The sequence below is a fragment of the Solidesulfovibrio sp. C21 genome (genome assembly GCF_047785625.1).
In the GTDB taxonomy this organism is placed as follows: Bacteria; Desulfobacterota; Desulfovibrionia; order Desulfovibrionales; family Desulfovibrionaceae; genus Solidesulfovibrio.
Map to the genome: position 1 here is coordinate 22984 of NZ_JBLODY010000025.1, position 23161 is coordinate 46144.

A 23161-nucleotide genomic window follows, 5' to 3' on the forward strand; every position below is an offset into this window, starting at 1 on the left:
AATGGCGTGTTCTTCCCGCCGGGCCTCTGGCCGACGTCACGACCGCTTCATGTCCTCGATAAGCCCTTGCAACGTCTGCGCCTGTGCGGCCATCGCCTCCACAGCCTGGGAGGAATGGTGCATGGCCTCGGAAAGCTCCACCGAGATGCGGGACACATCGGACACGCTGCGGCTGATCTCCTGACTCGTGGCGGATTGCTGTTCCGCCGCCGTGGCGATGGAGCGCACCTGGCCCGAGGTCTGCTCGACCAGGGCCACGATCCCTTGCAGGGACTCCCCGGACTGTCCGGCCAGCCCGGTCGCCTCCTCGATGGAGTTCACGGCCCGCTCCACGCCATCGAGGCTTTCCGTGGTCCGCCTCTGGATATCCCGGATGGCCTGATCGACCTCGGCCGTGGCGGCCATGGTTTTTTCCGCGAGCTTTCGCACCTCGTCGGCCACCACGGCGAATCCCCGCCCGGCCTCGCCGGCGCGGGCGGCCTCAATGGCGGCATTTAAGGCCAGCAGATTGGTCTGGTCGGCGATGTCGGAAATCACGCTGAGAACCGCCCCGATATCCTTGGCCTGCCCGCCGAGCAGGGACATGGTTTCCTTGAGCGCGAACGCCTGCGTACGGGCCTTGCCGATGCCGGTCACGGCCTGGGAGACCACGTTCGCGCCGTCCTTGGCGCTCTGGCCGGTACGGACCGCCGCCGCCGCGGCATCGGCCGCGTTTTTCGCCACCTCGATCACCGTGGCGTTCATCTCCTCCATGGCAGCGGCGATTTCCCCCATCCGCGTACTCTGGATTTCCGTTCCCTGATTGGATTGCCCGATCTGGGCCGAAAGCTCCTCGGAGGCCTGGGAAACCACGCCCACCACATCCTCCAGGGCACCGGCCGCCTGCAGCATGCCTTCCGTCCTGGCGGATTCGGCGGCGCGTCTGGCCTGTTCGGCGTCCTGCTGGGCCTTGTTGGCCCGGTCCACGGCCTGATTGGCCAGTTCGGTCTTGTCCCGGGCCTCATCGATGGTGCTTTTAAGGCTTGCCACCATATGGCGCAACCGTTCGGCCAGCTGGCCCAATTCGTTTTGCCGGGAGAAAGACAACTGCGCCTCGAGATTCCCGCCGTCCACCGCCGCCGCATAGGCTCCAAGCTGTTTGAGGGGACGTACGACAAGGCGCGAGAGCGCCAGCATGCTGATGGCGACCAGGGCCACCACGGAGGCGATGCCGGCCCAGACGAGCTGGTTGCGCTGGCGCACGGCCGGAGCCACGATCTCGGACTGCTCCATGGAGAAGGCCATGACCCAATGCCAGGCGGGAATATGCACCCAGACGATTTCCTTTTCCTTGCCGTTCACGGCGCAGGTCCCGGTGCCGCTTTTTTTCTTGAGCATCGCCGCGACCCCGGGTTCCCCGGCCACGTCGCGCAGTATCAGCCGTTTGTCCGGATGGGCGATCATGACGCCTTTTTCGGACACGATGAAAGGATAGCCGGTCTTCCCCAGCCGGGTGCCCTCGATGTAGCGCTCGATGAGCCTATCGAGCGGATAGGTCATGCCCACCACCCCGAGCACCGCGCCGTCTTCCCCCCGGATCGGGACGTTGAGGCTCACGATGAGCTTTTGGGTGGCATTGCTTTTGCCCGGAATCCGGCTGCGCGATTCCCTGCCGTCCAGGGCGGCCCGGATCGTCGGGCTCTTGCCGAGATCGTTCGGCGGCGCGGCCTTGCCCTGGGTCATGAGGATGACCTGCCGCCCCTGGGCGTTGGTCAGGTAGAACGTGTTGACGTCGTCGGAAGCCCTGGACAGGCCGGCCAGGATCTCCGGGGCCGGGCCGGAACCGGTGCGCAAATATTCCCGCAAGGCCGACAGATTCGAGGCGGCCCGCACCAGCTGCATCTGCTGTGAGCCGAAATCCTCCGCCGACTTCGCGATGGTGTTGACCAGCACTTCCATCTCGTGCCGTCTGGCGGTCACGCTTTCCTTGTACACCGACGATGACACCGTCAAAATAAATATCGCCTGGATAACGAGGATGATAGCGCCGATGATAAGCGACATGGCCGTGGTGATGCTTCGAAAACGCATGGCACGCTCCTGGTACTTCTTCTGCTTGGGAGTTGCGCTGCGAAGCATCTGCCCCGGCCGAAGGGCCATGACAGCGTTTCGCAGGGGAAACGGCACCTGGGAAAGCAAAACATGCCGAAATTCCCAGCGCAAAAACCTCCGCAACGCCCGGGCCTCTGCCTGGGCATTGCGGAGGGGACGGGAAAAACGCCCGTTATCGCTTCGCTAGAACTTGTAGGAAAGGCCCATGGCGACCTTCCAGGTGTTGTTGCCGTTGCGTTCCGCCTGGCTATACAGCCTGTGTCCCCAGACGCTTTCCTTGAAGTTGCCATGCGCCCAGCCCGTATCCAGAACGAGGGCCAGGTTTTCGTAAAGCATGTATTTCGTATCGAGGTTTAGCCCCACGACATATTCACCCTCCGCCATGTCATGCCCCATGGTCATATAGGAATCATCAAGCAACTGCGATGTCCGTATGGCGCGCGCGCTGTTGTTTCCGCGAAGGTAGGCAACCGTGACGCAGTTCGTCAGTTTCTCGACGAAGGATATATTGGCCAGGGACAGGCCGACGCCGTAATTTCCCACAGGAGTCGTATTCGTGCTGGATCCACGCATCACATCATAGCTGCCTTCAAACAGGAAGGTCCTGCCCGGCCCCCAGCGGGAGCGAAGATACGGCATGCGTTCGGAACCGTTCAGCGTGGACTTGTCTTCACCCGTGGACCACCAGGCGAAAACCTGGGGGGTCAGCACGGTCCAGCCGGTGTACTCGGCCGCGAAATCAACCAGCCAGCCGTGCCGCTGGGCGGCTTTGCTATCGTTCATGGCGCCGGCGCCATAAATCACGTCGGCGTAGAAACGCACCGGGTCCAGGGCGGAGACCTGAAAAGAGCCGCCAGCCCAGAAATACGGATTTTGCGCGTTCTTCCAGTGCCCGAGCCCGGACGTGCCGGCAATGTTGGCGGCGCTGGCGGCGGAGAGAATCGCATTCTTGAAAGTGTTCCCGTAATCCGCGGCATCGGCGGTATTCTTATATGTGTAGTTGGTGTTTTTGCCGGCAACGACGGCCATGCCCCATGGCGTGGCCTTGAAGCCGGGGGCCGTGACGGGCAGGGTGAGAAAATAAGCATCCATCTCATCGGCCTGCTGGGTCGTCGTGTCGTCATAGGTCCGGTCGGTGTCGAAGAGCCGTCCGAACCCCGCCACCAGCGAGAGCGTGTCGGGGATGAGCGGCGCCTTCACGGTCAATGCCGCCATGCAGTCGGAATAAATGGCGCTGCCGTTATACAGCGGCGACTGGGGCAGTCCCAGGGGTTGGAGACCGGCCGTGATCTGAATCGGCGTCTCCGGCCATTTGAACTGCAGGTAGGCTTTATTGACCAGGATGACGGCGGACGGATTGGCGGCCGTATAGGTGCCATGCCCCCAGATATCCATTATTTTCAGACCAAGGCGAAACTTCAACGCATTGTTCGCCTTGAAATCGGTCAGCAGAAGAATCCGGTGCCAGATCTGAAAGGTATCTTCTGTTTTTTTCCCTGTTTTCGTCCAGCCCGTATAGTTATGGTTGAGGTAAAACGTCCCCATGATATCGGACGATCCCTGCATACTCACCTGGGTTGCGGCAAGCGCCGAGGTGCAAATTCCAAGCGTCGCGACGATCGCCACGGCGAAATGAAGCCATTTCTTTTGCATTTGCGATACTCCTCAATGTGCTCCGCGACAGCTTTCAAGCGCCTCTCGTGTCTCCCCCCGCGGCATCCCGTTTTTGCTTCCTGGTTATCGTGGAATCAAAGCACCAATATAGGCAATATGAATCCACTTCAGGGCAAAAGCAGAGCCCCGGCAACGGACGCGCCTTTAAAAAAAGCGTTCTCAAAGCCGTTAGTACAAGGCAGGCCGACAGCTTCGGCCAGCGTCATCGTTCTTGTGCAGTGCGCCGTTAAACGGCTTAGGAAGCGGAGCCTGTCGTGGTGGTCGTCTTCGCGCTCCCTTGCTTGAAAAACAGCGGGCAGCCGCCGGGGACCATCGGGGTCTTCTTGCCCAGGTCCCGGCCCGCAAGCCCCGGATAGTCCGGGCCGTAACGGTAGGCGCGGTGCACGGCGTTGGTCATCATCTTGAGGTGGGCATTGGGCAGGACATCCTGGTCCTCGTCGAGCACGCACTTGGGCACGCCGGCGGCGACGGGGGAAACGTAGTCCCAGACGATCCGCTTGTCCGGAGTGACCTCGAAGATGTGGCCGTGGTGGGTCGAGGTGACAAGCACGTCGCCGTTGGGCAGTTTCTGCACGCCGCCCTGGCGGAAGCTAAAGAAGCTGTTGACGTCCATGGAGCCGTATTCCCAGACGACCTTGCCGGTCTTGGGATCCATTTCCACGGCCCGGGACCGGTTGCCCTCGGGGCGCTCGGAGCCGTTGTCGAAGATGAGCATGTGGCCGTTTTCAAGCGGGGTCACGCAGTGTTCGCCAAAGACCTGCTGGTCGCCGTCGTCATACCAGGAAGGCGCCTTGCCCGCGCCGTAGGCGGCGGGATTGCCCCAGCGGTATTCGATGGCCCCGGTCTTGTGGTCGATCAGGTAGAACTCGCTGAAGTTGCGGGAATTGACGAGAATCTGGTCGGTTTTGGGCAGATAATCCACCGTGTTGAAGTGGGTCCAGTCGAAGTTGGGGTACACGCTGCCCATGGGCCTCGGCAGGGTGAAGTTGATATCCAGATTTTTCGGCCCCTTGCCGAGATGGTCCCAGGCGTGCCATTCCCAGACGGTCTTGCCGTCCTTGTCCACCTCGCGCACGAAATCCACCCAGAAGTCGTTGTGTTCGACGCCCTTGCATTCGACCGGCTTGGTCGGGATGGTCTTGGGATCACGCCCCTTGGCCAGGGCTTCCTGCTTGGTCTTGCGCTCCCAGCCGAGAATCAGGGTGTTGCCGTTCGGCATGCGGTGAAAGGTGTGGTGCTGGAGATGATCCTGGTCGGTCATCTTGTATTCCCAGACCACGTTGCCGTCCCAGTCGAGCTCCTGGACGATGCCGCCGACGCCGCCGAAGCCGACGTTCTTTTGCGGGATAACCCCACCGCGAAGCAAATGCCCGTTGGGCAGCAGTTCCGCATACAGGCCGGCCGTGTACTGGCAATGCCACTCATGGACCACGTTGCCTTCCATGTCGATCAGGTACGTGATCTTGCTTTTGACCGTGGGCGAAATGAGCGTGTACCCGTTGTACGCTTTGGCCTTGTCGTACTTGAGCACTCCCGTCGGGCCGACCATGGCCTCGTAGGCCAGGGCCGGAACCGACAGGGCCAAAAGACACGCCGTCACAACACATGCCCTTGCCAACCGTTTCATGCGACTCTCTCCTCTCTCAAGTTGCGCCGCGTCTTCGCGCCGCCCCGGCGGCGTTTCGCGCGCGGCATGCTCAAAATGCTCCCCCAATATCCCCATGCGGTCCCGGTGGGTCCCCACCCGCCGGGCCTTTCTCAAAGCGGCGCCTGCCGCGTTCGCGCTATCCGACCTGCTGCGCGTATTGCGCAGCGCTTAAAAGTCCGGACGTCCCGTTGTCCGGCCGGACGACCACGAGCCAGCCGTCCGCGTACGGGGACTGGTTGAGCAGTTCGGGCGTGTCGGCCAGGGCCTCGTTTACGGCCACGATCTCGCCGGCAACCGGGATGATCGCCTCGGAGACCACCTTGACGGACTCGATGGAGGCGCAGGATGCGCCCTGGTCGAAATGCTCTCCCACGGCGGGGAGATCGACGAAAACGACGTCGCCGAGCTGGCTTTGGGCAAAGTCCGTAATGCCGATCAGGAAGGTTCCGTCCGGCTTCGACTGGGCCCAAAGATGTTCGGCGTGATAGAAACGGTCATCGGGATAGGTCAGACTCATGGAAACGCTCCCTGCCTGGGATCAGGCGGAAAATCGGTTTTCAACCGGCCGTGACCGGCTTGCGCGGGGCCCGGATGGCCAGGGGCACGATCTCGTCCAGGGTCGGATGAGCGAACATGACCTCGTTAAGCCGCTCCTGCGTGTAGCCGCCGACGAGCAGCAGCTGGGCCACGGTGACCAGATGGGAGACGCCGTGCCCCACGGCCGCGATGCCGGCGAGCGTCTCGCCGTCCCAGACCACCTTGACGCAGCCCGTGGCATTGCCTCCGGCCTGGGCGATGGCGTTGAGGCTCAAGGGCACGGAAGAGACCGAGACCTGCCGTCCCGCCGCGAGGAGCCCCTTGGCCGTCTGGCCCACGCGCATGGCCTCGGTGCCGCCGTAAATGCAGGAGGGCACCGGCCCGGGCACGTAAGGTTCCGTTTCCTCGCCCAGAATCCGGCGGGCCACGTAGGCCCCCTGGTGCTCGGCCGCATGGGCGAGCAGGGTCCGGCCGTTGATGTCGCCGATGGCGTAGACCGTGGCCGCGGCCTGAAGCGTGTCGTCGACCACGACGAAGCCCCGCCGGTCCCGGGCGCAGCCCGACTTTTCGCAGTCCAGGTCCTTGGTGTTGGGCGCGCGGCCGATGGCCACCAGGGCCTTTTCCGCCGTCAGGACGCGGCCGTCCTCCAGCTCGAGGCGCGCCTGGCCGTCCCTGGTCACCAGGGAGACGGCCTTGACGCCGGTGAGGCAGGTCCGGCCGGCCTTGGTGATGGCCCGGGTCAGTTCGGCGGCGATGTCCGGGTCTTCCGTGGGCGCGATGTGGGGTGCGGCCTCCACCATGGTGACCCTGGTCCCCATGGCGGCGTAGAAATCCCCGAGCTCCAGGCCGATGGCCCCGGCCCCGACGATGATCAGGCTTTCGGGCACGGTTTCGAGGGCAAGCGCCCCGGTGCTGTCGAGCACGGCCTGGCCGTCCGGGGCCATGCTGGAAAAAACGGCGTTGTGGGAGCCGCCGGCCAGGATGACGACGTCGGCTTCCAGGTCCTCCCGGGCCTCGCCCTTGATGCAGGCCACGTGGCCCTGGCCGGTGCACACGGCCCGGCCGTCGAGCAGCGTGACGCCGGCGTCGGTCAGGGACTTGGCCAGGGCCTGGCTCGAACCCTTGAGAAACCGGGCAACCCGGTTGCGCAACGCGCCGAAATCCACGTCGATGTCCCCGGAGGCCAGCCGCAGCCGCGACAGGGCATGGAGCTGGCTCTTGGGCGCGACGGCTCCAAGGAGCAATTTGGTGGGGATGCAGCCGCAGTTGAGGCAGGTCCCTCCCCAGTGCTTTTCCTCGATTATGGCGACCTTCCTACCGCCGGCCGCCAGGATTCTCGCTGCGGCGGTTCCGCCGGGACCGCCGCCGATGATGATGGCATCATACTGCATAAATTCGCCTTTTTTCTTCGCACGGCGGGTGTCGCGACCCACGGGACACCCCGCCGCGTTCCCGGCCCTTGGCCGGGCGGCTATGGTTTTGCGCGTCGCTGTCCTTTTCGCCGGCCGCTACCTGGGCGCGATATCGGCCTTGAAAAGTGTGCTCCGGGAGGCCGAGCGATATTTGAGCAGCACCGCGTCTTCGAGCGGGGCAAGCCCTTGCAATCCCCCGGGCGTTTCCGCCGTGGCGCAGGCAATGCGATACGGCAGCTGATGGTCGCCGCAGGCCTCGAAAACCAGGTTCGCCGCCTCACCGGCCTCGTCCCGGGTCGGCCAGGAAACAGCCCCGTCGGCACGGGGAACCGGCGTAGCGAAAAAGCGGATTTCGTGGTCCGGAAAGGCGCGCACGATCTCGATGGTCTCGGCCAGGGCCGCCCTGTCCGGCGCCTGACCGTACAGGGCGTGGTAGACGGCGGCCGGACCGGGGATGTCCAGGGACAGCCTGGCCGCGGTCTTGGCCGCGACAAGGCGGCGCAGCAAGGCCGGATTGCGCCCGTCGGTGCGCAAAAGGACCGACAGACCGCCGGCGGCCAGATGTTCCGCCAGGGTGACGAAGTTGTCTTCCTGCTCCGCCGGGCACCGGGACACGTAGAGCCCGGAAATCCAGCCGTGCAGCAGTTCGCTGCGCGTCACCGCCACTTCCAGGGCGCGGCCGGCCAGGAGGTAGGCGATGATCTCGCCGCTGCCCTGCTTGATGACCTCGCCGTCGTGAAACAAGGGGAATTCCACGCCCTCGGGATTGCGGTAGATGTGCTTGCGGTTGGCGCGGTAGAACGTGTTGAATTCCTGGGCGTCGGCCTTGAAGTCGATCACGCCGTAGGCGATGCCGCGCTCCTTGAGGAACGCCTTGACGATCTTGCAGCGCTGGCAATCCGGCGCGGTGTACAAGGTTATGCTCATAAGCGGTCTTCCTGTTTCCGGGTGGGGAAGCGGTCTTCCCCACCCGGCATTGCTGCTAGGCGTCGCCGTCTTCCACCGAAGCCACGCACAGCGCGTTGCTGCCGGCGTAAGGGGCGCAGCCCTCGACGGACACTTCCTTGGCGCGCGCGCCCAACGCGGCGGCGCCGGGCACCCGAAACGAAGCCACGTCCATGGGGGCGACGGGGGTTTCCACGGGCTTTGCGACCTGCGGCACCCACTCGTAGGGCACGCGGTAGGCCCGGTAGGTCATGTTCATGGGCACGAGCTTGCCCATGTAGGGAGAGATGAACTCCCAGACGATCTTGTGGTCAGGGGTCACTTCGAAGACGCGGCCGTCGGAGCCCTCGGTGATAAGCGTGTTGCCGTTGGGCAGACGCTGCATGCCGCTGATAAACGGACTGTAAAAGCGGCTACTGTCCATGGGGGCCAGGAAACCGGCTTCGGTGGGCGTGTACTGCCACACGATCTTCATGGCCACGGGGTCGATTTCAAGCACCCGCGAGTAGTCGCGAAGGGCCGCCTTGACGCCGGTGGGGGCTCCGGGGTTGGGCGCGTCGTAGCCGCCCCAGCCGCCGTTGTCATAGACCAGGATGTTGCCGCCGCCCGGGAGGGTGCCCGGGATCATGTGGACATGGTGCTGGCCGATGATCCAGCCGATGGCCTTGGCCTCGGGGGAATCGTCGAAGTAGGGGCCGAGCTTCCAGGTGATCTTGCCGGTCTGTTTGCTGATGATGAAAAGGATGTTGGCTTCGCGGCCATCCACGATGATGTTGTCGGGATGGAAGCGCTCGTCCCCGGCGTCGTACCATTTGTTGGGGCCAAGGACGGACATGGAGTTGATGTGCATCCAGTCGCCCATGCCCTCGGGTTCGGTGGGACGGTAGTTGGGGTTGCGGCAAAGAGCGTTCTTGGAGACTTCCCGAAAGCCCATCTCCTCGAAATGCTCATGGCAGTTCCATTCCCAGACAATGTCGCCGTCCCAGTCGACTTCCAGAATCACGTCGTCGAGCAGTTGCTTGTCGGAAATCTTGGAATTGCGGGCATTGCGGTGGGCCAGAACCAGTGTGTTACCGGAATCCGTCTTGGGCTCCATACCCGGGGCGTAATAGCCCACGGGATTGCCTTCACGCTGAAAGTCGTGATGGTAGCGCGCCATCCACTGTCCCGGAGCGCCTGGATCTTCAATGTATTCATTGCGGTCGAACTTCCAGACGATCTTGCCGTTCCAGTCGATCTGCACCACATCCAGTCCGTCCTGAACGCTGTACTTTCCGTTGCGACGACCACGGCTGGACATCAGATAGCCGCCAGGGAATATCTTGTTCGGCATGCCGAGGACGCCTTTCCAGACGTTAACCTCATGTCCGTTCATATCCATAAGAACGGCTCCGACTTCCTGTGCCTGATAAATGGTGAAACCACTCCAGCATTTATCGGGGTCGTAAACGGTAACTCCAGTCGGGTAAATTGTCGGGTGCCCCATGTGTGGACTCCTTTTTTTCTACAAAAGTAATTACAGCCTCTTCCTCACGTTAGCCTCAAGCATGAACCCCTTTTAGCAAGTCCCCGCCCGCGCTGCTGTTGCACTCGTTACATTTTTCGCAAAGAAATGATTTTTTCGCGACAAACTTTGTATTTAAGCCAGGAAATCAGCCTGATGCGAAAACGCTTTCCAGAAGCGCGTCGCAAGGACCGGCAAAGAGGGCAGGCCAGGGCAGTCGGGGGAAGGAAAAAGAAGTTCGCTCCGGGGATCCCGGGGAACAGCGGGGGAGAGGCTGACGGAACCTTGGGCGGAGCCATGCCGCGCGTCCCGGCCCTAAAAAGGATCACGAAAATCCATGGCCGAAAGGGAAAGGCTTGGCACCACCGGCAAAGGCGGCGGGCATGGTGAAACGCCAGGGGGGAACTTCTTGGCGGGCGGCCTGCCCACTCCAGACCTACCGCCGTCGGGGGAGAACAAGCCGACCTTGGGAGACCGGCCCGGGAGCGCTTTATTTCAGGACAAGGGCCAGAAAGCGGTTCTCATCGAGGATGTACACCTCGTCCTTGGTATAGGGACCGAGGATGGATTCCCGCTCCAGTTCGCGCAGGGCCTTGTTGAGCGTCACCCGGTGCACGCCGAGCAGATTGGCCAGCTCCTGCTGGTTAAGGCACGGCTTGACCCTGGCCTCCATGGTGCCGTCTTCGGAGATGTTGGCCCGCACGCGCAAAAACGTGCAAATCCGGGAAGGGAGATCTTCCAGGCACAGGCTGACGGACTGGTTGCACAGGACGCGGACCTTGGCGGCCAGGGTCCGCAGCAAGGCCAAGGCCAGTTCCGGATAGCGGGGAATGAGCTCGCCGATGACGCAATCCCTTGAAAAAGCATAGAGAACACAGTCTGTTGCAGCAACGACAGTGCTCCTGGCGGGCACTTCGTCAAAAAAGGGCGTTTCACCGACAATGGCCCCGGGATACAGGGAAAGCAGCAGCTTTTCCCGTCCGTCGCGCGTGATGCGCATCAGGCGCACCTCGCCTTTTTCAATGAAATACAGCTGCTCTCCGGTCACGCCCCCCGGAAGAATGTCCGTTCCCTTGGGGAAACGGCAGCATTTTCCGTAGCGCAGGACTTTTCGCCATATTTTGGCGACAGAGGAAATCCTGACGAATTCCAGTGATTTATCCTCATCAAGGAGACAATATTTCCCTTCATCCATGGGGTTTTCTCCCTATGGCGACAGATGATGTAGGGCAGGCGTTCGGTAACTATTTGCCTTATCCCAAAAGAGATGCAAGAAATAATTTGTGAAAAGTGTAGCAACCGTTACAGCGAAGAATATGTTCCTCCCCTATTGTCCGCCAAGCCTCAAGCACAATACTCGCAGGAGGATTGGCTATGCCATCAGCCGGATTTTGTAAGGCTTCACTGTGCAAGTGGGGTTTAAGTTTTATTTTGGCAATACTTGCCTATATCGCCATGCCCGTTGGCGACGGCATCGTAACGCACCACATGGCTTTATTCATGGCCCTCACGGTTTGGGCCGTTGCCATGTGGTCAATGGATGTTATCGATCAAGTAGCGGTCGGAATTCTGCTTCCTGTTCTTTATATTTTGTTATGCGGCGTCAAACAACGTGTTGTTTTCGGCCCATGGCTGAGTGATGTTCCCATTATTGTGATAGGCGGATTCACCCTCGGCAAAATATTCCACGAAACCGGGCTCGGGAAACGCATCGGTTTGTTATGCGTCAGGGCCATGGGTGGGAGCTTTTCCGGCACACTGATCGGGATATGTCTGGCCGGCGCAATCATAGCACCACTTGTTCCCTCCATCATGGGCAAGGCCGCCATCATCTGCGCCCTGGGCGTCAGCCTGTGCGACGCGCTGGATTTCAAGGCCAAGAGTCGGGAAGCGACTGCCATCATGCTGACCTGTTTTCTGACGGTCGCATCGACGAAGCTGTGCTATCTCACCGGCGGGGCCGATCTCGTTCTCGGCATGGCCTTGGTCGACAAGGTGCTCGGCATCAAGACCACATGGCTCGAATACGCCATGTACAATTTCCTGCCCGGCATGATCTATACCTTCCTGTCGGTGGGACTCGTCATCGCCCTGCTGCCCTCGGCCACGAACAAAGCAAAGATGAAAGCCGATTTGCTGGCAAAATGCAGTGATCTCGGCCCGGCTAGTCCCGAACAAAAGCGGGCGGCCTACCTGATGCTTGCCACGTTGCTGTTGCTGGCCACGGACAAGCTGCACGGCATCAGCGCGGGCATCGTGCTGATCATCATCACGTTCGTCACCTTCCTGCCCGGGGTGCGGCTCATGGACGGCCAGCGGTTCTCCAAGATCAACTTCGCCCCGCTGTTCTTCATCATGGGCTGCATGGCCATCGGCAGCGCCGGCGGCGCGCTCAAGGTGACAGACTGGATCGCGCAGATGGCCCTGCCCTACCTGCACGGCCTCAGCGACAACGCGGCGGGGGGAGCGGCGTATACCCTGGGCATGGCGGTCAACTTCCTGCTGACCCCCCTGGCGGCGACCACCACCATGACTTCGCCCCTGGCCGAGTTGGGCAGGCAGATGCACGTGGATTCGCGCGCCTTGTATTTCGCCTTTCAATACGGCCTGGACAACTATATTTTCCCGTATGAATACGCGGTACTATTGTATTTTTTCAGCTTCGGCTATATTCGCTCCAAGGATATGTTCAAGGTGCTCGGTGTGCGCCTGATTCTGGCCGGGCTTTTTGTCACCTTCATAGCCATGCCGTTTTGGAACATGCTGCTCCATTAACCCGGAAAAGACCTTTTCCGCTTTCGTATCAGGCCCTGATAGTTCCCTATCAGGGCCTTTTCATGTCCTCGCGGCAACTGTTTCAAACCCGTTCAATGGACACAGCCCACAAAATTCCGGTGACGTTTCGGCCCAGTGCGCCATGATCGTCAACAAAATCCACACGCGCCGCAGCACATAGCGGATTATGAAGCTATGGCCACCTAGGCTATGGTCTTGGAGGCGTTGTCCCTTCCCCTTGGCTCTTTGTTCCCGTGGTGCCAGCCTTCGCTTTTGCACGAAGCTCCGGGCAGTTTTTTCACCACGCTACCTGCCGATCAGGAAAAAGTCGCATATATCGAGCAAATCAAGGAGAAACAACACGCTCATGGCCAAAGTCCCCAGCAGGCAAAGACTGACCAGCAAAAGTCCGCTGCGACATTTTCGGAGAAAATAGGCCCAGAAGCACCAGGACCAAAAAATAAAGGCTATGATACTGCAGAAGAGCAGCGATTCAGTCTGACGACTCAACAAGAGTACGCTCATGAACCAGAACTGAATAGCTGCCACCATACACAGCAGTATAATGCTCCAGGCATAGCGTGACAGCATATCGTATCCTCATTTTCCAGATCAATCAGCTACAAACCATGAAATGCTTCGTGCGGCCGCCATGCATGGGGTGTGCCTCTCTTACCAGAGGCAAGACCCGGGGCGACGCCGGCATCCAGGAGGCGGCCGGATTTGCACCGCGCCCTACCCGGAAGAAGGATGGCCCGCTTCCCTGGGTGGCTCGGGCGCGATTCCCATGTCCTGGTCACCGCCCTGCCGGGTGCGGGTGATGACCATAAGCGAAATGTCATCCGTGGCGGGCCGGCCGGCCATGTGCCGCGCGAGATCCTCCCGCAGCCGCGCGACGATGCCTTCCAGCCCGGCATCGGGATCGACCTCGCGGCAGGCCCGGTCGAAGGAGCCGGCCAGACGCGCCTCGCCGAAGAGTTCGCCGCCGGATGCGACGCCGGCATTGCCGGATGCGGGGGGGGCTTGGGCCTCGTCCGCGCCGTCGGTGTAGAGCAGCAGGGATTGTCCCGGTTTTAGGGCCAGGCGAAACGTGGAATAACGCTGGCCGTCACGCACCCCGAGCACCAGCTCGCCGGGCCAGGGCAAAGGCCGGGCCGCGCATGGCGAAAACCCGTCTCCTTCCGGCTCGGGGCCGGGCAACGGCGGCGGATGCCCGGCGCTGGCCCAGGTGAAGGTTCCGTCCCGGTCCAATACCCCCACAAGCATGGTCACGAACATGGAGGAATTCTCGCGGCGCAAAAGCGCGCTGTTGAGGCGGGACAGCGTTTCGGCGGGGGAAAGGCCGGCCAACAGAAAGGCGCGGGCCAGGGACATGGTGCGGCTCATGACGATGGCCGCGGGAATGCCCTTGCCGCACACGTCGCCCATGAGGCAGCAGATCCGGGTCGGGTCCGCGGGATCGGGTACGAAACAGTCGTGCAGGTCGCCGCAGACCTCGCGGCACATATCCAGCCCGGCATGGACGCAGGCCCAGGGCAGGCGGGGAAAAACGGCGGGCAGCATGGAGCGTTGGATGTTTCGGGCCAGCTCAAGCTCGTTGCGCATGCGCTGCTCGGCCGCGGCGCTGTTGACGAGATTGCGAAACGAGGCCCGCAGGGTCACCCGCACGCGTTCGAAGGTGTCGAGCATCCGGCCTATTTCGTCGGCATACCGCGCCTTGGGCACGGGCGCGCCCATGTCGCCCTGGCCAAAGCGTTCCAGACAGGAGGCCAGGTCGTGCAGGGGGCGCAACGTGCGCGAGGTCACGAGCCAGGTGACGCAGCCGATGCACAGCGGTCCCAGAATGGCCATGAGGAAAAAGGCCCGGGGCAGTTCCTGCGGCGCGTCGCCGAGCTCCTCGCTGGAAACGAGCAGGGCCAGGGACCAGCCCGGCGTGCCCATGGGGTAATAGGCCAGGGACGTGGGACCTTCCCAGGGCAACGGCCAGGGGGTGGCGTCCCCGTGGAAGGTCGGCCGCAGTTGGACCACCCCTTTTCCCCCGGCCAGGATTTTCTTTTCCAACTCCAGAATTCCCGACGCATGGTCCTGGCGCGCCTCGTCGGCAAGGCTCTGCGGGCCGTTCCCCATCCGCCGCCCCACGGGATAGATGACGTACTGTCCGGTATGATCGAGGAGAAAGGGGACCGCGTTTTGGAAACCGGCCAGGGCGTGCAGCGTCCTGTCGATCCAGGGCATGACGATGATCGTGCCGATCCAGCCGTCTTCCGGCCTGCCCGAGGGGGTCAGGGGCACGGCATAGAGCATGGCCGCATGGGGATCGTCCTTGCCGAAGGTCATAGGGAGGCGTTGCCAGCGGGAGGGCGCGGCGCCGGAGGCAACCAGGGGAGTCAGGTCCCGCTCCAGGCCATCCCGGTGCGGTTCCCCGTCGCGCATACGGTACAACCAGGTTTTCCCGCCGCATCCCGTCACGACGCCGATGACGGGAATCTCCGCCACCAGGGAATGCAGTGTCGGGCCGTTTTGCAGTTGCCGCAGCAACGCATCCGGGTCCGCCGCCAGGTGCGCGATATCGGGGAGAAGGCGGGCGTTTCGGGCAAGACGCTCCACGGCATCCCCCACACGCGTGATGAATGTCGAGGAAATCACCGACTGGGTGTGCATGGCCTGCATGGCGCGGGCGGTGGCGTTGGCGGCGCGCACGTTTTCCACTTCCAGGGAATAAAGCGCCATGGCCCCCCAGATGAGCGCCACGGAGCACAGGGTGAACACGACGGTCTGGCGCAGGGCCAGATTACCGAACCAGATCGCGCGCAGCCGGTCCAGCATATTGCCGGCCTTGGCGGCCGGGGATGCGGCGTTTTGAGAGCCCGTATCCGCCACGCTCCGGCCGTTGAGCGGCAACTCGAGGCAAAGCTGATTGCCGGAGCCTGTCCATTGGTACTCGGTCCGCGCGGTCAGCAGACGCACCAGGGTGAGGCCGCGTCCGCCGACCGGGGTGTCGCGGATGCCGGCCACGGGTTTGGACTCGTAGGCCAGGGGATTGAAAGGCTTGCCCGTGTCGCGAAGGACGATGCGGACAACGCCCTGGGGAGGGCGCGGTCCCGTTGCCCCATGGCCTTGGGCCGACGCGGGCAGGTCCTTGTCGCCGGGCCTTTCCCGTGGCCTGTCCGCCAGCAAGCGTTCCAGCCGCAGGTCGACCTTCCCCTGCGTGCCGCGGACAGCGCCATGCATGCAGATGTTCGAGAGCAGCTCATCGAGCACAAGGCGCAACGAAAGACCGTCGTCGCGGACGAGGCCTTCCTGGGCGGCCCATTCCTGGACAACGGCGAGGATGCCCTCCACGGTGTCCGGTTGGGCGTCGAAACGCAGGACAAGGGTACGCTTCTCCGTGGCCGCGGGTGGGAAAGCGGGGTCAGCGTGCGGCATCGGTCCTCCCCGCCCAGGGAAACTTGCATCGCCCATTTTTTGGGCATATGCTAAAGATTGCCCAATTATCCCCCATGATTCGAAACCGCCTATGGATGTGCCATTGCTGTACGCCAAGCTGACCCAGATTTGTGAAGCAATAAGTCGCGGAGAATACGAACAGGCCAAGGCCGTTTTCGACCTGCCCCCCGGCGATGGTCAGGGCAATCCGGGCAATGTCCTGGCCGAGGCCCTGGGCATGATGCTGGTGCGCATCGAAGCGCGCGAGTTCGAACTGGGCCGCGCCATCACGGAGCTGACCGCCACCCGCGAGGAGCTTGTCTGGCACAAGGACCGGCTGGCCCATGAGAACAGCCGTCTGCGCGCGGAATTGCGGCGCAAAGCCGGCGGCGCGCGCCCCGTTGCCTCCGCGCCGGCCATGCTCCAGCTCATGCGCCAGGCCGAGCGGGCCGCCCTCGTGGACGCGAACCTGCTCATCACCGGCGAGACCGGGACGGGCAAGGGCGTGTTCGCGCGCCACATCCACGCCATGAGCCAGCGGGCGGGGAAGCCCTTTATCCCCATCAACTGCGCGGCCATTCCCGCCTCGCTGCTGGAAAGCGAGCTGTTCGGCATCGAGGCCGGGGTGGCTTCCGGCGTCCAGGCCCGGATCGGACGTTTCGAGCAGGCCGCCGGGGGCACCATCCTGCTGGATGAAATCGGGGACATGCCCCTGGAAAGCCAGGCCAAGCTGCTGCATGTCATCGAGACGGGCGTGGTGGAGCGCGTGGGCGGACGCAAACCCATCAGCGTCGGCGTGCGCATCATGGCCGCCACCCACCGCGACCTGGAACGCCGCGTGGCCGAGGGGTCGTTTCGGGCCGACCTTTTTTACCGTCTCAATGTCATGCGCTTGCATATCCCCCCCCTGCGGGAACGCCGGGAAGATATTCCCCTGCTGGCGCGGCTGTTCCTGGCCCGGCTGGCCGAGCGCTCGCCCATGGCCGCCTCGAGCGTCGCCCCGGAAGCCCTGAAACTTTTACTGGCCCACTGCTGGCCCGGCAATATTCGCGAACTGGAAAACGAGTTGGAACGTTCCGCCCTCCTGGCCGAAGGGCCGGGCATCGGCCCCGGCGACCTCTCTCCCCTTATCGGAATGGCTGCGCCGCTGGAAAACGATTGCGCCGTCCCGCCGGAACAGTCCCCGCCGGACATGGAGGACAAGGCCGCCGCCGCACAGGAGTCGCGTATCGCCACGCTGGCGGAAGTGGAATCCGCCCATATCCGGACCGTGCTGGACCGGATGGGGGGCAATAAGTCAAAGACCGCGCAGGCCCTTGGCATCAGCCGGGAAGGGTTGCGCGTCAAACTGGAAAGGACGCGCGCGCGCCACGGGCCTCAGACCTCCTGACGGCCGGCGTCCTCGGGCGACACGTTCCAGGGATCGACCGGAGGCCGCGGCGTGCCCTTGGCGACGTCGCCCCGCCAACGCACCGCGAAAAAAGTCAGGTCGTCCTGGGGCGGGCCGCCGGCATGCTGGCGTATCCGGGCGTAAAGCGCCCGCACAAGGTCGGCCGGCGCATCGGTATTCCCCGCCAGGAAACGCCGTAACGCGCGTTCCCCATAGGACCTGCCCAGGGCATCCGTCACGGAAAGCAGGCGTGGTCCGGCAAAAAGCAGCGTTTCCCCCGGGCGCAACCGGATCTCACGCTCCGGATACGTTTCCTTGTCACGGATGCCGAGCGGCATGTTGCCGGTCCAGTCCAACTGGTCCACCTCCCGCCCCAGACTGCGAAACGGCGGCGTGTGCCCCGCGCTGGCCCAACACAGCAGACCGTCGTCCAGGTCCAGGATCCCCACAAAAACGCTGACCATGTGCTGTTCGCGGGAGGCTGTCGGCCCGAGCACCTGGCTGCTGTTTTCCAGAGCCTTGCCCGGGGCCAGGCCGGTCAGCAGCAGTTCGTGCAGCAGCGGGATGATCCGGCTGGTCAGCAGGGCGGCGGGCACGCCGTGGGCGGCGGCATTGCCCATGACGCAGCACAGGCGCCGGGGGCTTTGGAAAAAATAGTCGTACATGTCGCCGCACACGTCCCCGGCCGTATGCACAAAGGCCGCCACCTCCATATCGGCCGTCCGGGGGAGCTTTGGCGGGCGCATGGATTCCTGCATGCCGCGGGCGAAGGTCATTTCGCCGAAAAGTCGCTCCCGTGTCCGCCCGATCAAAGTCAGGTCCTGCATGCGCTCGCGCAGGGCCCGGCGCAGTTTCTCCGTGGCCTGACGCAGGCGTTGGGCTTCATCGGGAAAACGGGTGGCGGGCCCTGGGGCCGGTGCGTGTGAATCGGCCTCCAGTTCCCCGCGCGCCAGCCGCGCGGCCAGCCGGCCCAGGGGCTTCAGTGGACTGAGCACCGTTTGGGAGGTGCGGTGCAGGCTGTAGGCGGCCAGCACCAGGACGGCCAGTCCAATGACGCCCAGCAGGTGCGTCAGCCAGTCGAGGTCGCCCAAAAGGTCCTTGCGCGGGATGAGCAACCCCAAATGCAGTTCGCCGCCGGCCATCGGCATAAAAACAGCCATGTACGGCGTATCCTTCCAGACGAAGCTGCTCTCCCCGGAGGCCTGGGCCAACATGCGGGTCTTGAGCCGGGCCAGGGGGATGTCGTCTTGCGGCGGCAGGGTCCACATCCCATTGCGCGTGAGGAAGAATACACTGCCGTTTTTGAAGGGGCTGAAGGAATGCACGCGATCGGCGAACCAGGAAATAGCCAGGCTGACACTGCAAACGCCGATGGTTTTGGCTTTCCCGCCGCTGTCCGTGTCCACGATCGGCACGGAATAGCGCAGCATGAGATTGCGCGCGGCATCCACTTCGGGCGCGTGCCACCGCGGGGTGGTAAAAGCCCGGACGCGCTGTCGCGTCCATTCCGTCGTTGCGGGAGGGCCGACCGACAGCAGTTTCTGGCTGTCATAACGACGAAGCGTCATCCTGCCGTTTTCGTCAAGCAGGAGCACATCCACAATCTGGCGTCCGCGCGCATCGGAAATGAGGGCGGACAGGTCCGCGTCGGCGGCTTTCCGCTCCTGCCCGTTTAAGTGGGGAAAGGTGGCGACCAACCGGAGCAGGGGCTGCATGCCGCGCCTTAGCCAGTTGCGGTTGTAATCGTCCTGTCGGGCGATGCTGCCCACAAGCTGGGCCACCTGCCCCCGGGCCGAGGCGATAATCCGCTCCCGGGCGTAGAGATAGCCAAGCGTCAGCAACAGCGCCAGCACGCCCGTCAAACCCACCATGATCGGTATGGACTGGCGTGTTTCCAGGCGATACCGCCAGGGGACTTCCGATGCGCTCAAGCCTTGTCCTTGAAGGCCCGCAAGGCCGTGTTCACATCGGGGTATTCGGGAAACAGGCTGCTGAAACCGCTGCCCACGAAGACCTTGCGCACTTGGGGTTGCAGCGAGCTCATATGCACGCGGCCTTGCAGGGGCTCCAGGAGTTTTCCGATATTGAGCAGGCTGCGCAGGCCAAAAGAACTCACATAATCCACTTCGGCGACGTCGATGACGACCAGGCGCATGCCTTCCTGGATCAATGTCGCGCACTTCTGCTCAAAGGCCACGGAGGAAAAGGTATCCCAGCGCCCGGAGAGCGTGATGATGTATGCCTCGTGGCTGCGGCTGACTTGCATTTCCATATCGTTCTCCGAGCCATGCCCGGTTTGGGCATGCTACAAAAATAAATGATAAATATCAAAACATGTTGGGCTGTGGTTTTTCAAGGGAGGGCCTCCCCTTCCGCCGTCATCGGCAGCGGCATGCCGGGCCCTAGGGCCCGGCAACCGCCTCTTTGACCGTAATCCGCTGCGCAGGCACGTTTTGCGGGAACGCCTTCCACGCTTTGGCCGAGGGCAGACAGCGCTTGTCCGCCGCGACCATGCCGCCTTTGGGCGTAAAGCCGGTCAAGGTGTAATCGCACAGATCCGTGCCCGCCAGCAGGGTCGTGGCTTTGCGGGTCTTGAAGGAATAGGCGCGCACCGAGACAGGGCCGCAGGGGTCGTAGTCGCAGATTCGCTTGTGGCCCTGCGTCTCCATGCTGGAGAAAAGTGCGCCGTCATCGCCCTCCCACAGCAGGGCGGGCTTGTCCTCGGCCTGGTAGTAGGCAACCTCGCCAAGGGGCTTCATGCCGGGATAGCTCAAAAAAAACCAGGACCGGACAAGCCAGGTCCCCGAGTCCATGGCCAGGACCGTTGCCCCCGGTGACAGGCGCACCTCGGCGCAGAATTCCGCCGCCTCGGTCGGTGCGAAGGCTGTCATCCTCCCTGTGGCGTCAAAGAGATAGAGCCCGGGCGCAAGGCCGTGGGCCTTGCCGCCGGCGGCGCCGATGCCGCAATAACGCAGGCCGGCCAGGGGCTTTCCTTGGGCGTCTTTGACGGCCTCGACCGGAAAATCTTTCGTGGACAGCGTCGTGGCCTTCCCTTTGTTTTCCAGCACAAGTCGGTTGCCCGCAAGGCGCAGCGCAGGGGCTGCCTGGGCGGACACGGCGCAGACAAGCAGGCATCCGGCCAGAATCGCGGCAAGTTTTTTCATGGTATCCTCCTTGGAAATGCGTGTTCCGGGCTTCGCGTGAAAGGGTGACGGAGAGGATTTCATGTTCCTGCCGCGCATCAAGGAGCAACAGGGGCCTGGCCTGCGCTTCATCGTAGCGCGCGCAGTTTCAACGCGAATCGCCCGGCCAGGGCAAGCAGGGAAAAAAAGCGGTCCCATCCTATTGCAAGCAGTTCCCTGGCAAAAGGGACGCGACGATATACCCGTTATGCGGAGCATTCCTCACAAGCATAAGTCACGCCAAAGATGAAAAGCGATCCTGTGCGGGGCTTGGCTGGGCGCAGCCTGGAAACGCGTTGGCGTGTGGCAGCCTGTGCCCACGCCTCTGGGCGTCAACCAGAGCCTGTATGGCGACGAGCGGATCGACTCCCCCGGTGAATTGCCAGATCATAGGGCACGGCATCCGACAGGAAAACAGGCTGATGGCAGAATTGTGGGCAGGCGCAGCGCAGTCCTGTCCCCGCGGCGGCGGTTTTTGGCTCCCGTTACACCGACTTTCGACTCCGGCACGGTCTGTGCTAGGGGCCAGGCCATCATAACCCAGCGGTGTGCCATGAAGTGGGATGCAGGGGCGCCGTGACGTTAGAGGAAAACAATCGCATAAAGGAGTAGGAAATGAAACAGGTGTATCGTAATGTATTCGTAGTCATGATGTTGTGTGCCATGACGGTTGGGATGTCCATGCTCGTGCCGAAAAATGCCGAAGCCAGGCACTGCGCTGCCATAATCTATGAACATGCCAACTACAAAGGCCAGCATCAATGCCTACAAGAGGGCAGCTATAATGTCGATGACCTTGACATAGGAAATGACACTTTAAGTTCAATCAAGGTAAGCAGCGGAAATACTGTCATTCTATTTGAACACAAAAACTATTCAGGGAGAAAATCGACTATCACACATGATTATAAATTCGTTGGCGAAAGATGGAACGACATCGTTTCGTCCATTGTTGTTGAATAACAACATAACACATTGCACCATTTTATGATGCGTCCGGAGTGATATCTCGTATTACCCTTGAGAATTGTGTTTATTCTCCATCTTTCCTTTGTCGCAGTCCCAGGGTTCATGCCCCAATAAGCGACTGTTTCGGCACCCAGCGCCAGCACAACACGCGCACCATAAAAGGAGAAGTCACAGATGTTCAAAAGTCTCAACCTTTCCCATGCCATGGCGGCTCTCACCCTGCCAGCCATCATGGTCTTGTGTCTTGCGACCGCAGCCATTGCCGAAGACAAACCCCAGATCAAATTTGCGCCCGGGGCCAACTCCACCAGCCTCAAAGGCGAAATCCAAGGGATGGACCGCGACGTGTATCCCATAATGGCCAAAGCCGGACAGACCATGCAGGTGAAGGTGTCCAACAAGCAGAACCTTGTGCTGTTTCGCATCCAGAAACCTGGCAAGGAGGACGCCTACCTGCCCAAGGCCGGCGAGGACGATGACGCCACGCAGTGGAAAGGCGTCTTGCCCGCAAGCGGTGCCTACAAAATCATTGTCGGCGCCATGAAAGGGGACGACACGCACTATATCCTGGATGTCCGGATCACCAAATAACTACGGTGTGTTTTCTGCGGGAGTGGGCTTCGTCCACTCCTTTCGGTTCCTGATATCGGCTTATCGCGGCCCCATCGCTTGACGCGTGGATGAGGGATGGGCCATGTCTTTCCAACAAAAATGAGAAAGCGAAGACGACGCAGTCTTCCCAGTTTGTCTGAAATGCTTTCTCATTTTTGTTGTACGCTTGCACAATGGCTTTCTCCCTTCTCCATTTGTACCACAACACCGTATTAATCCCCCACACAAACGAAAAAGGGGTTACGTTCTTCGTAACCCCTTGGAATATGGTGCGCCCGGCAGGATTCGAACCTGCGGCCGTCTGCGAGGAGCAACTGGGAAAGGCGCTCTATCTGTCCCCTCTTATTTTCGTCCGCGCATCGGCGACAACCTGCTTGAAATCGTTGTAGCCAAGAGCGGAAGGAACAATATAGGGCCCGACGAGAAATGCCGGCGTCCCTTGCAGCCCCAGCGTTTCGGCCTGTTCGGAATTGCGCTCCAGCAAGGCGGCGATCTCCTTGGCATGGACTTTGAGATCGCTTTCCAGACGGTCCATATCCAGGCCCGAGGCCTTGACGGCTTCCAGCATCCGGTCCTTTGAAATCCGCATGCCCGGGATTTGCATCAACGCCGCATGGGCCTCGGCGTATTTCCCCTGATAGCCGGCGGCCAGAGCCAGCCGCGCCCCATAGGCCGAGGCATCCGTCAGCACGGGCCAATCCTTGTGAACGACACGGATTTTGCCATCCGACTTGACCAACTTTTCGAGCGCCGCGGCGGATTGCTTGCAAAAGGGGCAATTGTAATCGGAAAACTCGACGATGGTGACATCCCCTTTTGGATTACCGGTGACAGGGGCGGAGGGATCGTCAAATACCGCGGCGGAATCCACGGGTTGCTCGGTCGCAACGGCGCGCCGCAACGGCGCGATGGCGGCAACCAGGACCAGACAGACGACAAGCGCAAACAACACCTTCGATTTCATGGAGCCATCCTTTCTTTTTGTGATTGGAAGGG

General features: G+C 62.0%; 18 protein-coding genes. 4 read left to right on the forward strand and 14 right to left on the reverse strand.

Annotation, left to right across the window (positions count from 1 at the left end):
- Positions 1 to 36: 36 nt before the first annotated feature.
- From ACMZ6R_RS09615 to ACMZ6R_RS09650, 8 genes are all read right to left on the reverse strand, one after another.
- Complete coding sequence (locus tag ACMZ6R_RS09615) at positions 37 to 2070, reverse strand: methyl-accepting chemotaxis protein (RefSeq protein WP_416110787.1); 2034 nt, start codon at positions 2068 to 2070, stop codon at positions 37 to 39.
- Positions 2071 to 2274: 204 nt separating this feature from the next.
- Entirely contained in the window at positions 2275 to 3744 is a 1470-nt protein-coding gene (locus ACMZ6R_RS09620; RefSeq protein WP_416110789.1) for an outer membrane homotrimeric porin, read from the reverse strand.
- Positions 3745 to 4000: 256 nt separating this feature from the next.
- Complete coding sequence (locus ACMZ6R_RS09625) at positions 4001 to 5392, reverse strand: aryl-sulfate sulfotransferase (RefSeq protein ID WP_416110791.1); 1392 nt, start codon at positions 5390 to 5392, stop codon at positions 4001 to 4003.
- Between the two features lie 157 nt (positions 5393 to 5549).
- The gene (gcvH, locus tag ACMZ6R_RS09630) at positions 5550 to 5930 is read right to left on the reverse strand and encodes a glycine cleavage system protein GcvH (protein ID WP_416110793.1); all 381 of its coding nucleotides are present in this window, start codon (positions 5928 to 5930) and stop codon (positions 5550 to 5552) included.
- Between the two features lie 40 nt (positions 5931 to 5970).
- Complete coding sequence (locus tag ACMZ6R_RS09635; RefSeq protein WP_416110795.1) at positions 5971 to 7341, reverse strand: dihydrolipoyl dehydrogenase family protein; 1371 nt, start codon at positions 7339 to 7341, stop codon at positions 5971 to 5973.
- A 117-nt stretch (positions 7342 to 7458) separates the two neighbouring features.
- On the reverse strand, positions 7459 to 8289 hold the full coding sequence (locus ACMZ6R_RS09640) for a glutaredoxin family protein (protein ID WP_416110797.1): 831 nt from the start codon (positions 8287 to 8289) through the stop codon (positions 7459 to 7461).
- A 55-nt stretch (positions 8290 to 8344) separates the two neighbouring features.
- Complete coding sequence (locus ACMZ6R_RS09645; RefSeq protein WP_416110799.1) at positions 8345 to 9793, reverse strand: aryl-sulfate sulfotransferase; 1449 nt, start codon at positions 9791 to 9793, stop codon at positions 8345 to 8347.
- A 508-nt stretch (positions 9794 to 10301) separates the two neighbouring features.
- Complete coding sequence (locus ACMZ6R_RS09650) at positions 10302 to 11006, reverse strand: Crp/Fnr family transcriptional regulator (protein WP_416110801.1); 705 nt, start codon at positions 11004 to 11006, stop codon at positions 10302 to 10304.
- A 179-nt stretch (positions 11007 to 11185) separates the two neighbouring features.
- Here ACMZ6R_RS09650 and ACMZ6R_RS09655 point away from each other — a divergent pair, with 179 nt between their 5' ends.
- On the forward strand, positions 11186 to 12586 hold the full coding sequence (locus ACMZ6R_RS09655) for an SLC13 family permease (protein ID WP_416110803.1): 1401 nt from the start codon (positions 11186 to 11188) through the stop codon (positions 12584 to 12586).
- A 306-nt stretch (positions 12587 to 12892) separates the two neighbouring features.
- Here the strand turns inward: ACMZ6R_RS09655 and ACMZ6R_RS09660 are convergent, their stop codons facing one another.
- Entirely contained in the window at positions 12893 to 13177 is a 285-nt protein-coding gene (locus ACMZ6R_RS09660; protein WP_416110805.1) for a hypothetical protein, read from the reverse strand.
- A 144-nt stretch (positions 13178 to 13321) separates the two neighbouring features.
- Complete coding sequence (locus ACMZ6R_RS09665) at positions 13322 to 16012, reverse strand: SpoIIE family protein phosphatase (RefSeq protein WP_416110806.1); 2691 nt, start codon at positions 16010 to 16012, stop codon at positions 13322 to 13324.
- A gap of 91 nt (positions 16013 to 16103) precedes the next feature.
- Here ACMZ6R_RS09665 and ACMZ6R_RS09670 point away from each other — a divergent pair, with 91 nt between their 5' ends.
- Entirely contained in the window at positions 16104 to 17402 is a 1299-nt protein-coding gene (locus tag ACMZ6R_RS09670) for a sigma-54 interaction domain-containing protein (protein WP_416110809.1), read from the forward strand.
- Here ACMZ6R_RS09670 and ACMZ6R_RS09675 read toward each other — a convergent pair.
- The 3 genes from ACMZ6R_RS09675 to ACMZ6R_RS09685 all read right to left on the reverse strand — a co-directional run bounded on the left by ACMZ6R_RS09675 (position 17390) and on the right by ACMZ6R_RS09685 (position 20566).
- Positions 17390 to 19333 carry a SpoIIE family protein phosphatase gene (locus ACMZ6R_RS09675; RefSeq protein ID WP_416110811.1) on the reverse strand — a complete coding sequence of 648 codons (1944 nt, stop codon included), beginning with the start codon at positions 19331 to 19333 and terminating at the stop codon, positions 17390 to 17392. The two genes, ACMZ6R_RS09670 and ACMZ6R_RS09675, sit on opposite strands and share 13 nt — an antisense overlap.
- Positions 19330 to 19674: an STAS domain-containing protein gene (locus tag ACMZ6R_RS09680; RefSeq protein WP_416110813.1), complete on the reverse strand. Its 345-nt coding sequence runs from the start codon at positions 19672 to 19674 to the stop codon at positions 19330 to 19332. Before ACMZ6R_RS09680 ends, ACMZ6R_RS09675 begins: the two co-directional genes overlap by 4 nt.
- Positions 19675 to 19804: 130 nt before the next feature.
- Positions 19805 to 20566, reverse strand: a complete 762-nt coding sequence (locus ACMZ6R_RS09685; RefSeq protein WP_416110815.1) for a hypothetical protein — start codon at positions 20564 to 20566, stop codon at positions 19805 to 19807.
- Between the two features lie 633 nt (positions 20567 to 21199).
- On the opposite strand from ACMZ6R_RS09685, the gene ACMZ6R_RS09690 reads away from it, so the two are divergent.
- Positions 21200 to 21547: a peptidase inhibitor family I36 protein gene (locus tag ACMZ6R_RS09690; protein WP_416110817.1), complete on the forward strand. Its 348-nt coding sequence runs from the start codon at positions 21200 to 21202 to the stop codon at positions 21545 to 21547.
- A 180-nt stretch (positions 21548 to 21727) separates the two neighbouring features.
- Positions 21728 to 22144: a hypothetical protein gene (locus tag ACMZ6R_RS09695; RefSeq protein ID WP_416110819.1), complete on the forward strand. Its 417-nt coding sequence runs from the start codon at positions 21728 to 21730 to the stop codon at positions 22142 to 22144.
- A gap of 349 nt (positions 22145 to 22493) precedes the next feature.
- On the opposite strand, the gene ACMZ6R_RS09700 is transcribed toward ACMZ6R_RS09695, so the two are convergent.
- Positions 22494 to 23129: a DsbA family protein gene (locus ACMZ6R_RS09700; protein ID WP_416110821.1), complete on the reverse strand. Its 636-nt coding sequence runs from the start codon at positions 23127 to 23129 to the stop codon at positions 22494 to 22496.
- Between the last annotated feature and the right edge of the window lie 32 nt (positions 23130 to 23161).